The following is a 12,989-nucleotide window of genomic DNA, read 5'->3' as shown; positions in this document are numbered from 1 at the left end:
ATTCGACGAAACGATAAAAACTTCCACGTTTTGTTATGTCTTCCTGCTAATCGAATCACTCTCATCAGCGATCACCGTGTGAAAACGCGGATTACCCAAAGTGCCGTTTCCGGCCTCAGGTCAACGCCCTCTTTCTCTCTTCGTACTCACTTTGTTCGATCTCACCACTTGCGTAGCGCTCATCAAGAATTTCGATAGCACTCTTGCCATCCGGGCTGCTATTTCCTCCAAAAATCCCTCGGACTAAAAAAACTATCAGGAGCACGATAAGAACCCAAAAAGCGACCATACCCAACCCATGAATTCCAAATCCATATCCCAATCCAAATTCGCTACCCATCATGTCGCTTCTCCTTCTACCAGATTCAAAAATTGGGCCCGGCCCTCCCTGACCGGGCAATTGGAGCATATTGCGAACGCGCTCACCGCATAGCGTGATGCATGCCAATCAAATTACCAGCTTTAGCCTGCTGCTCCGGGGTCAACGTGCTGTACAGATCACGACTGGCGGTAGCGATCTTCTGCATCTGATCCAGACCCTGCTGATGGAAAGCAAAGCGCTGTTCAGCGGTAATCTGCTCCCCCCCGAACATCAGTTGCCGATGAGACATCATCATATCGGCCTGGCCTTTCAGCGCATCGGCGTAAGTGTTCCAAGCTTTCTCCTGTTCACCGGTAACGCCTAATGCGGATTTCAACTCGGTCAACCGCTGATCCGTAAAGGCAACCGGATCACCACCCATCATACCTCCTCGGCCGGCACCGGGATTGTACATGCCGCCAGGGCCACCCATCATCCCACCTGGGTTGTGCATTCCGCGGGGGCCGCCCATCATTCCGCCCGGATTATGCATCCCACCGGGCGAGCCCATCATCGCTTGATGTCCGCCCCAACCCGGTCCTGATCCGGGGCCAAATCCACCCTGGGCCAGTACAACGCCTGTCACGCCAATAGCAAGCATGGATACGGCAACAATACTCAAATCACGTTTTGTCTTCTGTTTCATGGCTCTCTCCTTCTTCAATTGCCCGGCATCGATTCGCTAGGCTTGATTGTTATTCAAGCGCGACTCTGTAAGATTCCGATGTCAGCAAATCGGCTTTTTGTAACATGATGTAACAAACGCACCGAAACTTACCTGGCGTTACATTTAAAATTCAACGCAGACTGGCCAGCGCGTTAGAATCATCCCCATGAACATACAGGAAGATCACATTCTGGTTGTCGACGATGACCCCGAGATCCGCCACCTGCTCAAGACCTATCTTGAGAAAAACGGTTTGCGGGTAACCACAGCGGCAGAAGGAAGCGGTATGTGGAAAGCGTTGGATCAGGCCCGCATCGACCTCATCGTACTGGACCTGATGCTGCCCGGTGCCGATGGTATGGAGCTTTGCCGAACGTTGCGCGTACATTCCAGAATCCCGGTAATCATGCTGACCGCCCGGGGAGATGAGATGGACCGGATACTGGGTCTGGAAATGGGAGCAGACGATTATCTCGCCAAACCATTCAGCGCCAGAGAATTACTGGCCAGAATTAAGGTGGTACTTCGCCGAACAAGGGAAATGCCCGGCGACCCACTGGCTGATGCGCCGGAAAAATTGGCCTTTTCCGGTTGGACACTGAATACCCGCACCCAGCACCTCACCTCGCCGGTTGGAGTCGTCGTGCCGTTGAGCAACCTGGAGTACCAACTGTTGCACGTCCTGTTGACCCACCCGAACAGAGCACTTACCCGGGATCAGCTACTCGATCTGACTCAGGGAAAGGATAGCGGTCCCTTTGACCGCAGTATCGACGTGCTGATCGGACGGCTGCGCAGGCGCCTGGGCGACGACGCCAAACAGCCCGAACTGATCAAGACCGTACGCGGTCGCGGCTATCTGCTCGCCAGTAAAGTATTGTCAACTCACTGAAGAGAGTAATCGGGACATGCGCATACTCCCACGTTCACTGTTTGGCCGGCTGGTATTGGTCTTGCTCACCGGCCTGATTCTGACTCAACTCATATCGGCTTTCATACTATTACGAGACCGCGGGCAGGTACTCTACCAATCCATACGGGATGACCTGATCACCCGTACCGCGGGCATCGTCCGTCTGCTGGAATCTTTTCCTCTCCAGGAGCGCCCATCGTTATTGCCAATGCTGGCCAGCCGGGAGATGCAGATCACTCTGTCGGACCGGCCAATCCAGAATCAGGAGTCGAATCAGAATCCCACCCTTGCTTCTGAAATGATTAAAAATCAGTTGGCCAATTTTCTGCCCCTGAATAACGAAGTCAGGATATCTATGGGTGATTCGGTCATGCAGCCACGGATGCCTCCGATGCACCGCCAGCACATGTCCGGAAACGCTTCAATGTCTGGGCCCTGGGCCTACATGCATGGAGTGCATGCCATGGCTCGTTTTTTTCAGATTCAGGTCAGGCTGCAGGATGGCTCCTGGGTGCGCTTCGAACACGGTGTCCCGGAGCAGTTGTTCAATTGGCCAGCACGCCTGCTCGTGGTGTTGGGTATTTTGTTGATGAGCGTTGTATTACTGTCGCTCATCGGCGTGCGCTCGATTATCCGTCCTTTGGCCGAATTGCGGCGGGCCGCCGACGGGCTTGGAAAGAATATTCAGCAGTCACCGCTCAAAGAGACCGGACCCGATGAAGTCAGGGCTACTGCAAAGGCGTTCAACAGGATGCAGAAACGTCTGAATAATTTCATTCAAGATCGCGCCGGTATACTGGCTGCGGTTTCGCATGATCTCAAGACTCCCCTGACCAGAATCCGCTTGCGTGCGGACCTGATGGACGACGATGAGCAACGGGAGAAAATTCAAAAGGATCTTGATGAGATGGAGTCAATGGTGACCGCTACACTGGATTTCATGCGGGGCACAGAAACCAGCGAGCCGAGCCAGCAAATAGACCTGATGGCACTGCTTGAAAGCATTCAGGCGGACGGAAGCGAAGCGTATGAGGAGATAGAACTCCACGGTCAAATTATCGAACCTTATCCCGGAAAACCGCTTGCCCTGAAACGCTGCATCGTCAATCTGGTCGGGAATGCAGTGCGCTATGGTGGCCGGGCCGACATCAGTATCGAGGATACAAAAGAGGAGATCAGGATATCCATCTGCGACAATGGTCCCGGCATACCGGAAGAGAGTCTTGAAAAAGTATTCGATCCGTTCTTTCGCCTGGAGAGTTCCCGTGCACAGCATACCGGTGGGACTGGATTAGGATTGGGCATAGCCCGAAACATCGCGCGTTCTCATGGAGGTGACTTGACACTGCACAATCGAACAGAAAGCGGTCTGTGCGCCAGGCTGATCCTGCCAAGATAATCTTGAGCAACTATGGGGCGCAACTCATGTCTGTTCCAGATTACATCCACCTTTACCGGTGCACCGGCAGATTGGGTACTCTGGTTATCGCGTCAGTGGGGTACTGAATGGAAATGCGGTAAAAATGGTACCCGCTCCAGACATATCGACTAGTAGCAAGCCCCGCTGTTCCGATCGTATATAACTATTCGTTCCCTGTTCATTTGTCATTTCATTTACCGCTAACACCCTGTTCGTAGCCAGCAGGACAATCAGTTGACATGGTTACCTGTTTGTTATCCTATTCTGATGTAGTTCCATTCACTTGCTTTAAGTGATCCATAAAATAGTTAAGGCAGGAGCGGGAGCAAAAATAGTGGGACAACTCCCCCACATCGATCGCATAGGGTGTATCGTTGGCATGCACAACCATCCCGCAGACAGGATCCAGCACGTCACCTTCAGCGACTACCTGAGATGGGACAGGTTGCTTATCCGGCCTGTTCAGCAATGTATGGACATTGTTCACTGTGTCGGCTGCCAGACACTGTTGCGCAAGCCGTCGGCAGGCAGTTTCATCCAACCCTGAAAGATCACGCACTGCGATGGCCGCGGCACCCATTGACAAACTGAAATCACGAAGACCCAGTCCGACGAGCACGGGGAGCAGAGACATATCTGCAGCCATCTCCCCGCAGATAAATATCGGTTTACCGGCATCAGCAGCTATCTGCGTCAAATGGTGTATGACTTCCAATACCACAGGGTGTTCGGGCTGATACAGATCGGCCACGTTGGCGGTATTGCGCTCAACGGCAAACAGGTACTGTACCAAATCGTTAGTGCCGATACTGGCGAAGTCCACTTCTTTGAGCAGGCGACGGAAACTCCAGGCGGCGCTCGGGGTTTCTACCAGCACGCCTTGGCGAAAATCGCTTTGGAATGTTATGCCCTCATTAACGAGGGACTGTATCGCCTCATCAACCAGGCTCTGTACGAAATGCAGCTGGTCAATAGTCTCCAGCATGGGAAACATCAGCCACAATCGGTGGTCACCAGAGGCCGCACGCAACAGTGCGCGAATTTGCGTAATCAGGAGTTCCGGGTGGAAACGAAACAAGCGATGGGCTCTTAATCCCAGGGAAGGATTGACCTGAGGACCGAAGCGCATGTGTTCCACCGGCTTGTCCGCTCCCAGATCGACAGTGCGGAATACCACCGGCCTTCGCCCTGCCAGCCGAAATAACCTGCGGTATGCCGTAAACTGCTCCTGCTCGCTCGGAAAGTCCTCTCGGTAGCGCATGAACAGGGCCTCACTGCGGTACAACCCAACCCCTTCTATACCTGCCCACTCAACTGCTTCCAATTGCCCGGGATCGACAATGCTGATCCAGACACGCGCCTCTGGCGCCCCAGCCACCCGCTCTATCGGAATAACATTATCCGGAAGCTTTCGAGCTGATAACTCTATCTCGTTTGGTTCCACCAGGACTTCGCCTTCACCCCATACCAGAATATTCCGCCCGGAAAATCGTGTGACGTACTCCAGACTTGCGACACGCACAACTGGCATGCCAAATGATTTGGCCAGGATCGCCCCATGGGAAACGCCAGTACCATACGCAACAATAAAACCAGCCACGCCAAGTTCCCTGGCCTTTAATACAAGGCTGGGCATCAATTCGGGTAAAGCGATGATGAAGCATCCTGCTCTGTCCCAGGCGGTTAACGGCAAGAAAGCATGCCGCTCAGAGAATCCAGCCTCCAGGCGTATCGCCAGATCCCGCAGATCTGCAGCGCGCTCGGCCAGCAGAGGGTCCTCTGCAGAGGCCAACATAGCGGCCATACTCTGCAGAACCTGCTCTACTGCGGTCTCAGCCCGGTGACGATTATTCTGGATAAGATCATAAATCTGACCATGTAATTCCGGATCTCGCAGCAACGCCAGGTGAGTAGACATAATCTCCGCCTCAGCGCGATAGGCTTCTGATTCGAGCTGATCGACTGTTTCCTCTATCTCCTGTTCGAGCATATGAACCTGCTGTCGGAAGCGGTCGAGTTCCAGTGAGGGATTATCCGCCTCACTGGCTGGCGGCTTTGTCCATGAATCGCCATTCAAAACACACAGCGGCCCTACAGCAAAACCCGGGGCTATCGATTCGCCTTGAAATATCTCAACGCTCATAAGCCGTCAATCTGCAAGGCTGCCTCTTGGCTATTTGTGGAGCCAGTGACAATTGAGACTTACTACCGCCACCATGCATAACATGGGCACCACAACCAAAGCGCATCATCAAAAAATATAAACTACCAAAGAGCAGCATGCTTAGAAGTCCCTCCATTATGCGCCTGCATCACTCCTTCTATTGAGAACCTGGGTGGAAAAAAGTAAACCCCATCGCGACACCGGCGGGAAAAAGCGTGGTGTTCGCTCCGCGTATCGGACATAGTCGTTCCCGAAGCGATCGGTCATAACGGTCTCTTCCTGTCGGGCCAACCTTACATATGCATAAAGTAGTATCGGGGCCATGAGTACGGTGATCAACGTAGGCCACTGCACCAGAAAGCCGGCAATGAGCAGGAACAAGCCGGTATACTGTGGATGTCGAACAACAGTATATAGACCATCGGTAGTCATTCGCCCATGAGAGCCGTGTACTTGCCGCCATCCTCTTGAAAGTAATATATAACCTGCAAGCATCAAAACTAAACTCACTCCCATGACCAGTGCCCACGCGAGATCCGAACCCCCAAGTACCACTACCCATAGATGTCCAAGTTTGTGGCTGAAAGGATTGAGTACCGGATAGGCATCCCCCAACCAGGAAGTCAATAAATATATCGTTAGCGGAAAGCCATACATCTCACTGAACAAGGCCACAAGAAATGCCACCATTACGCTCATACTTCTCCATTCTGCCCATCCTTTTGGAGCAAGGAAGCTCAATACAAAAAATAGAAACAGACCCAGGTTGAAGGCCACTACTATCCACATGCCATAGGCGTAAGTTGTCTCACTCATATCGAAGCTCTTGGTTTCTGCTAGTCTTCCTCCTCGTCATGCATCTCTTAGGCCAAAATATCTTTCTGATAGCTTTTACTTGTGTATCAACGCCTTAACAATTCACCTGTTTTCCAACGCTGTTTTCTCCCGTGTCATCAATCAACAGAATATTAAAAAACTCCACGTTTTATTGAACTTCTATTTAGCTGAAGTACTGATTTTGAATAAAACGAATGGACATTTTGTGGGTCTGAACAGATCGCCCGAGTGAATTAATCGTGAAGCACGGAGATTCCAATCATTTGGCGCACTCTTTTCCACCAAAGCAAAGCAACTGGAGTTCGATCCAACTCACGTACATCTTTTTTATATAGCCAGTGCGCTGCATCGCCACGTTCGGCTTGGTAGTCCATGGTAACCGATCGGATCTGGACCTCGATTATTGGTCCATCATTTGTGATGATGCAGGTGTGCAGACTCCGATAACCATTGGCTTTCGGTCTGGCGATATAATCCTTAAATCGGGAGATTATAGGCTTGCAGGAGTGATGAATGACACCAAGCGCGGCATAGCAATCTGCTTCAGTCGGAACGACTATTCTGAAGGCAAATAAATCATGTATTTCGTCCAGAGTTATTCCTTTGCTCTGCATTTTCGCCCAAACTCCAGCCGTATGCTTCACCCGAAACAGTACATCGGCACAGGGAATCGCTTTCTCTTCAAGCAGATGATACAAAACATCGCGATATTGCTCTGCCCACTCCTGCCAGGCTGCTTTCATTTTTCGAATACTATCGTCTAAAGTTCGGTACGCATCCGGCTCCATCAAACGTAACGCGGTATCCTCGAGCCGGGCTCTAAGATTGTGAAAACCCAGTCTATTGGCCTCCAGAGCCTCCTTCTGCCAAATCTCACGTCCGATTTTTGCAGCCCCGAAATAATCCGGAGACTCGTGCTCCAGCCTTTCACAGACCGTGAGAAGTGCACGGTACTCTGGAGACTCGGTTTGGCCAAAATCAGGTTTTGCTGTTTCTAATTTTTGCTCCTGATCGATCTCTAACGAACTATCCTCCATTTTTATCATCATGGTGCGGGCTTTTTGCTCGGCCTCCAAAAGATGTGTCATCGTGATTTGCATCTCCTGCACCATACTGCCGAAACGCCAGGCTAACAGGCGTATCTCCCAGGCGCCTGTATCGAGGTAAACTGGTTTCCCATAACCTTTTTCCATTTTTCGTACACCCCGCACCAGGCGGTTGATGGGCTTAGTCACCTGAAAATAGATAGCTATAATAATAAACAGAAAAGTGACTGAAACCGTGGCTCCGAAATGGGCGGCCCATAACAGCCAGCTACGCCGTAGTGCGTCGTTGTACTCCACGATACTTTTTAACACTACCAGGGTGCCTTGCCCCTCTTCGAAAAGTGGCGATGCAATCGGGATCTCGGCTCGAATATATCCAGCATCATCATCCACAATTTCAGAGCCAAGTGTGGATACTATCTTTTCTCCTGTCTCATCGCGCAGCACTACCTCGTGAGCGGGATATCCTTTTCTCGCATATGCAGAATGGAATTTATTTATCTCTCTTTCCACATCCACCATGTTTACTGCTTCTTCCAGTCGTACAGCAAGCGGAGTAAGTGAAATCTTCAGCAGTTCCTGGTGCATCTCCCGATTTTTTTTCAATTCGAAAAGTTGCTGACTGATTGAGATACCACCCATGACAAAACTGACTATAAGAACCATCAACAGCGCCAGACGCCAACCCAGAGAAACTCCAGGCTTTGGAGGAGACAGATTCATTTCACTGCATGCAACTGTTCGATCGGTGTTATTTCAGTTCCGGAGAAAAATGCTCTTGTGGGATTACATCTTTCTAAACCCATGCTGGCGATGCTGCCGTATATACTTTTCCGGTTCCAACTCAAACGCCTCCCGGCAAGCCCCGGCACAGAAATAGTAAGTCTTGCCTTGATATTCGAATTCATCAACAGCGGTAGTGCGGCTCACCTCCATACCGCAAACCGGATCTTTGAAGCTTCTCTCGTTGATCTGTTGTTTCATCGCTATGTCCTGAAAATGTGTGTTTGTGCAGCAATAAGCCAGTATTTTTTACCGGTTCACCAAGCCCATTTCATGCCCTTCGCCACGGATTGGGATCTCTCCCTGAACCGCCAGCGTCTGCTGGTTGAGCACCCAGATTGTTGGCGCCTTGCGACTGGATACATAGATTTTTCCAGTGCCATGAATCGTTGCAATGTGATAGGGAGCCGGAGACAGTGGAACGGATATCTCTGCACCATTCGCCAAATTGAATGCGATTACCTTGTCATCCTTCTTACTGGAAGCATATAGAAAGCGACCATCATCCGAGAGGTCCGCGCCATGCGGATCCTTCCCCACGGTATATACCGCTGTGACTTCACTCTTTTCCAAGTCTACGCGGGAAACAGTACCGCTGGCCGGATTAACAGCATAAAGATAGATTTCATCGGGAGACAGGACGATATGTTCAGGCGTATTGCCCGCCGGCAAGCTGCGGAGAACTTTCCAGCTTGCAGTATCTATCTCGCTTACAGTCCCATTGCCGGCATTGCTCACATAGACACGGCTTCCATTCCGTTTCGATACTGCATAATTTGGAGTGGGTCCGGTGGGAATCTCTTTTAGCAACCGTTGCTCGTTTATATCCACCACACTGACGCTCCCCCGCCCAGGATGTGTGAGGACTCCAAACCGTCCATCAGGTGTCACCAGTGCATGGTGGACCGCACCGGGTACATCAAGCTGGCGCAATAGACGCCGGTCCTTTGCATCGATTAAATAGGCTGTCCCAACAGTTTCTGTTTTTGTGGTTTTTTCCGGAGCCGGCTGGTTTCCAGTGCTATGGTGGGCGGCATGATCCGCTTCGGACATTTCCTGCGGTTTGGGCGGCGCTGCCCCTTTCGGCCTCTCTAATAAACTACCGGCGAGCAACAACTCTCCATCCATCGATACCGCCAAGCCATGGCTGGCATTGATACCCGGAATTTCTGCTACGACACGGTCGGACTCTGCATCCACCACGGCTATCGCGTTAGCGCTCCCCAACGGAACATAAACTTCTGTACCTGCCAGTAGACTCACCGGCAAGACAGCTAACATGCCAATAAGTATGGCCTTGATACAAGTGCAATCTCTCATTACCAATCTCCTGCTAAAAATAAATTAGGTGTTCTAAATAGAGGCGTGTTTGAAGCTGGTTGATCGAGCGGAAGAAGCTCACCTTCCAAAACTGCCTACCACCCTCCACTATTTTTTGAACATCGATACAAAAAGACCGATCAGACCTATCATCACCAACAACCACACCAACAGTCCGGCCCAGTTGTAACTAAAGTGGAAGGGTAAACAAGCAGTTGAAAAGAAGCTGTCGTGCACAATCCCACCATCTTCTGTACCGAATCTAGAATGGAGATTGCAATCGCCGTACCAAAGTTGGATTAATTATTATTACTATATTTAACAGCCAGATATGAGTTAAGCGAACAAATTTTCATCTTAGGAAAACTTTAGCGGGTTAACAAAACAATGATTTTCTTAATATATCGTTAAATATAAATATTGCTTTTGACCAATCCCGAGTACCGACCATCTCAACCTTTGGCAATGCAGAATTACTGGAGCAGTCTGGGTAGTATCAGATCTCAGGCAGTACTCTTTTTTTGATGGGCATACGATCCGCATGCTTTTATACATCACGTTATTCCTTACAATTCCCTCAAAGAGAAAGCCAACGTCAAACGCGTTCCGGTCTCAGTAGTCCCGGAAAAAGTAACTGTTCCGCCATGCTCTTCCACGACACGCTTGACCAATCCCAGCCCCAATCCTGTACCTTTTGGTTTGGTAGTGAAGAAAGGCTCAAAGGCCCTCCGCTGTACCTCCGCACTTGGCGCTTCGCCAGCATTCGATATTTCGAAAATCAACTTATCATCTTCGCATCGCAATGATGATGTGATCTCCCCATCCGTGGGACTGGCCTCTATTGCGTTTTTTAATAGATTCAGCAGCGCCTGATGCATCTGTGCCTGATCAACATGCAACGATGCACCACTACTGCAACTCTCGTGTTTTATCCGTATGCCCTTCTCTTCCAAGAGGGGTTCCTGCTGTTTGATCACCTTGGTAAATAACTTGTCCATGTCCACGGGATTGGCAGAGCGATTGATCGGTCTTACGTAATCCAGGGTCTTGGACAAAAGCTCATCCAACCTGTCCACTTCACCCAATACGAGGTCCATACGCCGGATTTCCCGGTCCTCATAATGACCTGAACCTTTTAGGCTTGACAGCGCAAGTTTGATAGACGCGAGAGGATTGCGCATTTCGTGCGTGAGAACCGATGCCGTTTGGCCAATTGTCGCAAGCTTTGTCTTGTTCAGTACCTCTTTATGGGCAGCATCCAACTCTTGAGTCCGTTCCTGGATCCGCGACTCCAAACGACGTTCGTAGATTCTGCCGATACTGCGCATTGTGTAGTAACCCAGAAGCGCAATCAGAAGGTAGGTCAGCAAAAGGACAGAATCGAGACTCCAGTGCAGGTCTCCCATGAAATCCATCAAGCTCTTTTGGTCTTTACCGATCCCAAGTACCAAACTACCCGATTCGGGTATTTCCATCTCTTGCAGCCAGATGAGCATTGGGTGTAGATCCTCACCGAGTGCATGCGCGGCTCCGAAATCCTGGGTCAGAGATACTTCGGACCCGTCTATCTTGGTAGCGGATGCCAGCCAGCTCTCCTTAATTGGACGAGGAGAGGTGAGCAGTGTTTCACTATCCACAATGACTGTCTGATTCTTACGATCAAGCACGACTATCCGAAAGCCGAAAGCCTTGTAATCTTCAATGGCGTGTAACAAGGCATTGGAAACGTCATCCGCGTCACTTTGGAATGTTGATTCGAATTTCGACAGGAGAGACGAGGCTATTTCCCTATTGTGTTCGATGGAGTGAGCGGTCAGTCGCTCCTCAAGATAGTTAATAACATGGGTGGTTCCGGAAAGGCCTACCCCTCCCACAATCAAACCCATGAGGACAAAACTCAACCAGGAGACCGTCGAGGGTTTCCATTTCAGATTTCTGAATAGTTTTGTCATTGTTTGATTTTCGCTACCACAAACAGGCTTGGGGAACACCGGCGACACTCTGGTTGTCAATCCATTGTGACAAAGCGTTAATATAAAGGTTCAGGAAATTTCAATAAGTAGAACCATGGCCAATATTCTAATAATCGAAGATGATGAAGTGTTCAGCGAGTTGCTGGCCATGTACTTGGAGGATCGAAATCATGATCCTCAGTCTGCCCGAACCCTTGATCAGGCAAGAAAGTTACTGAAGCTGAATATTCCCGATCTCATTCTTTTAGACCAGCAACTCCCTGACGGATTTGGCATCGACATCCTGAAGGAGATCGTCGAACAGTCACCTCACCCGCCGGTAATCATGATCACCGGCGTGAGCGACAATACCCTGGCGATTCAGGCGATGGGGCTGGGAGCCCATGATTTCATCCGCAAGCCGATGGATGAATTTGAACTGGATACTACCTTATCAAATGCACTGAAGTCCCACCGCCTTTCACGCCAGGTAACTGCAGTAACCAATTCTGAAGAGTACCAAATTGATGTAGGCCAAATCATTGGCAGGAGTTCATCGATACTGGGTATCTGTAAAACCATTGGCAGTGTCGCATCGAGCAATGCACCTGTTCTGATCACAGGGGAGAGCGGAACGGGTAAGGAGGTTGTAGCACGGGCCCTTCATCATCACTCAGGACGAAAGGGATTATTTCTCGCAATCAACTGCTCAGCCCTCGCTGAAAACCTGTTGGAGAGCGAACTTTTCGGACATGAAAAAGGCAGCTTCACCGGCGCTGTCGCCTATAAGGAAGGTAAATTCGAGCAGACCGTCGACGGCACCCTGTTTCTTGATGAATTAGGCGAAATGCCGGCAGCCCTGCAAGCAAAATTACTTCGGGTACTGCAGGAAGGCAGTTTTGAGCGGGTTGGCGGCACACAGACACAGCATTCGAACGCGAGAATACTCGCTGCCACCAATCGGGATATCAAGGCTATGGTGGGCAGCGGCCAATTCCGGGAGGATCTATTTTATCGGTTGAACGTAATTCACATCCACCTGCCCCCATTGCGCGAACGCATGGACGACTTGCCGATGCTCACCGAGCATCTACTTACAAAAATCAACAACAAACAACATACCGCTGTGAAACATTTGGCAGAAAATGCCTGGCACCTCATGAAAGCCTATCAGTGGCCGGGAAACATTCGCGAGTTGGAGAATACCCTTACACGTGCCGCTGTCCTCGCACGCACAAATACCATTACCGCGGATCTACTCGCCTTGCCGGACAAACCGGAAAATATGGATCCAGAGATTGAAGAAGAAGCCTCCTCAAAACCACGCCTGATCTCACTTGACGAATTAGAGAAAGAGCACATACAAGAAATACTGCTGCACACCCGTTGGCACAAAGGCAAAGCATGTGAAATATTGGGCACATCCAGGCCTGCGTTGGATCGAAAAATCGCAAAATATGGACTTGACTCATAGATTGATAACTCCCAAAAGCCAGCCTATCTAATGTTTGGTTATCGGATTAACA

The 12,989-nt window shown here is 50.3% G+C and carries 11 protein-coding genes; 3 read left to right on the top strand and 8 right to left on the bottom strand.

From position 1 onward, the window contains the following. Positions 1-115: 115 nt before the first annotated feature. Together A3GO_RS0101335 and A3GO_RS25115 are read right to left on the bottom strand one after the other, a co-directional pair. A complete protein-coding gene (locus tag A3GO_RS0101335; RefSeq protein ID WP_029131863.1) occupies positions 116-343 on the bottom strand; it encodes an SHOCT domain-containing protein in 228 nt (75 codons plus the stop codon). 79 nt (positions 344-422) lie between these two features. Further along, a complete protein-coding gene (locus A3GO_RS25115) occupies positions 423-1,007 on the bottom strand; it encodes a Spy/CpxP family protein refolding chaperone (protein WP_051301717.1) in 585 nt (194 codons plus the stop codon). A gap of 187 nt (positions 1,008-1,194) precedes the next feature. On the opposite strand from A3GO_RS25115, the gene A3GO_RS0101325 reads away from it, so the two are divergent. Both A3GO_RS0101325 and A3GO_RS0101320 read left to right on the top strand, forming a co-directional pair. Next, positions 1,195-1,920, top strand: coding sequence for a response regulator (locus A3GO_RS0101325; protein WP_029131862.1), 726 nt, complete (start codon positions 1,195-1,197; stop codon positions 1,918-1,920). 16 nt (positions 1,921-1,936) lie between these two features. Further along, the gene (locus A3GO_RS0101320; protein WP_029131861.1) at positions 1,937-3,340 is read left to right on the top strand and encodes an ATP-binding protein; all 1,404 of its coding nucleotides are present in this window, start codon (positions 1,937-1,939) and stop codon (positions 3,338-3,340) included. A gap of 280 nt (positions 3,341-3,620) precedes the next feature. Here A3GO_RS0101320 and ptsP read toward each other — a convergent pair whose 3' ends face one another. The 6 genes from ptsP to A3GO_RS0101290 all read right to left on the bottom strand — a co-directional run bounded on the left by ptsP (position 3,621) and on the right by A3GO_RS0101290 (position 11,463). Beyond that, positions 3,621-5,504 carry a phosphoenolpyruvate--protein phosphotransferase gene (ptsP, locus tag A3GO_RS0101315; protein WP_029131860.1) on the bottom strand — a complete coding sequence of 628 codons (1,884 nt, stop codon included), beginning with the start codon at positions 5,502-5,504 and terminating at the stop codon, positions 3,621-3,623. 156 nt (positions 5,505-5,660) lie between these two features. Next, the gene (locus tag A3GO_RS0101310) at positions 5,661-6,341 is read right to left on the bottom strand and encodes a methyltransferase family protein (protein ID WP_029131859.1); all 681 of its coding nucleotides are present in this window, start codon (positions 6,339-6,341) and stop codon (positions 5,661-5,663) included. 254 nt (positions 6,342-6,595) lie between these two features. Next, the gene (locus tag A3GO_RS0101305; RefSeq protein WP_084609646.1) at positions 6,596-8,131 is read right to left on the bottom strand and encodes a hypothetical protein; all 1,536 of its coding nucleotides are present in this window, start codon (positions 8,129-8,131) and stop codon (positions 6,596-6,598) included. A gap of 63 nt (positions 8,132-8,194) precedes the next feature. Next, positions 8,195-8,392, bottom strand: a complete 198-nt coding sequence (locus tag A3GO_RS0101300; RefSeq protein WP_029131857.1) for a YHS domain-containing protein — start codon at positions 8,390-8,392, stop codon at positions 8,195-8,197. Positions 8,393-8,440: 48 nt separating this feature from the next. After that, a complete protein-coding gene (locus A3GO_RS0101295; RefSeq protein WP_029131856.1) occupies positions 8,441-9,511 on the bottom strand; it encodes a YncE family protein in 1,071 nt (356 codons plus the stop codon). Between the two features lie 566 nt (positions 9,512-10,077). Further along, positions 10,078-11,463: a sensor histidine kinase gene (locus A3GO_RS0101290; protein WP_084609644.1), complete on the bottom strand. Its 1,386-nt coding sequence runs from the start codon at positions 11,461-11,463 to the stop codon at positions 10,078-10,080. A 115-nt stretch (positions 11,464-11,578) separates the two neighbouring features. Here A3GO_RS0101290 and A3GO_RS0101285 point away from each other — a divergent pair, with 115 nt between their 5' ends. Next, a complete protein-coding gene (locus A3GO_RS0101285) occupies positions 11,579-12,937 on the top strand; it encodes a sigma-54-dependent transcriptional regulator (RefSeq protein WP_029131854.1) in 1,359 nt (452 codons plus the stop codon). Positions 12,938-12,989: the final 52 nt, after the last annotated feature.

The sequence above is a fragment of the Sedimenticola selenatireducens DSM 17993 genome (genome assembly GCF_000428045.1).
Classification (GTDB): domain Bacteria; phylum Pseudomonadota; class Gammaproteobacteria; order Chromatiales; family Chromatiaceae; genus Sedimenticola; species Sedimenticola selenatireducens.
The sequence above is the reverse complement of the archived record's forward strand: the minus strand, read 5'-3'. Positions and strand labels throughout refer to the sequence as shown.

Bases quoted from the DNA above. Each gene is read 5' to 3' on its own strand.
- A3GO_RS0101335 (WP_029131863.1), bottom strand. From the start codon at position 343: ATGATGGGTAGCGAATTTGGATTGGGATATGGATTTGGAATTCATGGG.
- A3GO_RS0101305 (WP_084609646.1), bottom strand. From the start codon at position 8,131: ATGAATCTGTCTCCTCCAAAGCCTGGAGTTTCTCTGGGTTGGCGTCTG.
- A3GO_RS0101285 (WP_029131854.1), top strand. From the start codon at position 11,579: ATGGCCAATATTCTAATAATCGAAGATGATGAAGTGTTCAGCGAGTTG.
- A3GO_RS0101290 (WP_084609644.1), bottom strand. From the start codon at position 11,463: ATGACAAAACTATTCAGAAATCTGAAATGGAAACCCTCGACGGTCTCC.
- A3GO_RS0101325 (WP_029131862.1), top strand. From the start codon at position 1,195: ATGAACATACAGGAAGATCACATTCTGGTTGTCGACGATGACCCCGAG.
- A3GO_RS0101300 (WP_029131857.1), bottom strand. From the start codon at position 8,392: ATGAAACAACAGATCAACGAGAGAAGCTTCAAAGATCCGGTTTGCGGT.
- A3GO_RS0101310 (WP_029131859.1), bottom strand. From the start codon at position 6,341: ATGAGTGAGACAACTTACGCCTATGGCATGTGGATAGTAGTGGCCTTC.
- ptsP (WP_029131860.1), bottom strand. From the start codon at position 5,504: ATGAGCGTTGAGATATTTCAAGGCGAATCGATAGCCCCGGGTTTTGCT.
- A3GO_RS0101295 (WP_029131856.1), bottom strand. From the start codon at position 9,511: ATGAGAGATTGCACTTGTATCAAGGCCATACTTATTGGCATGTTAGCT.
- A3GO_RS25115 (WP_051301717.1), bottom strand. From the start codon at position 1,007: ATGAAACAGAAGACAAAACGTGATTTGAGTATTGTTGCCGTATCCATG.
- A3GO_RS0101320 (WP_029131861.1), top strand. From the start codon at position 1,937: ATGCGCATACTCCCACGTTCACTGTTTGGCCGGCTGGTATTGGTCTTG.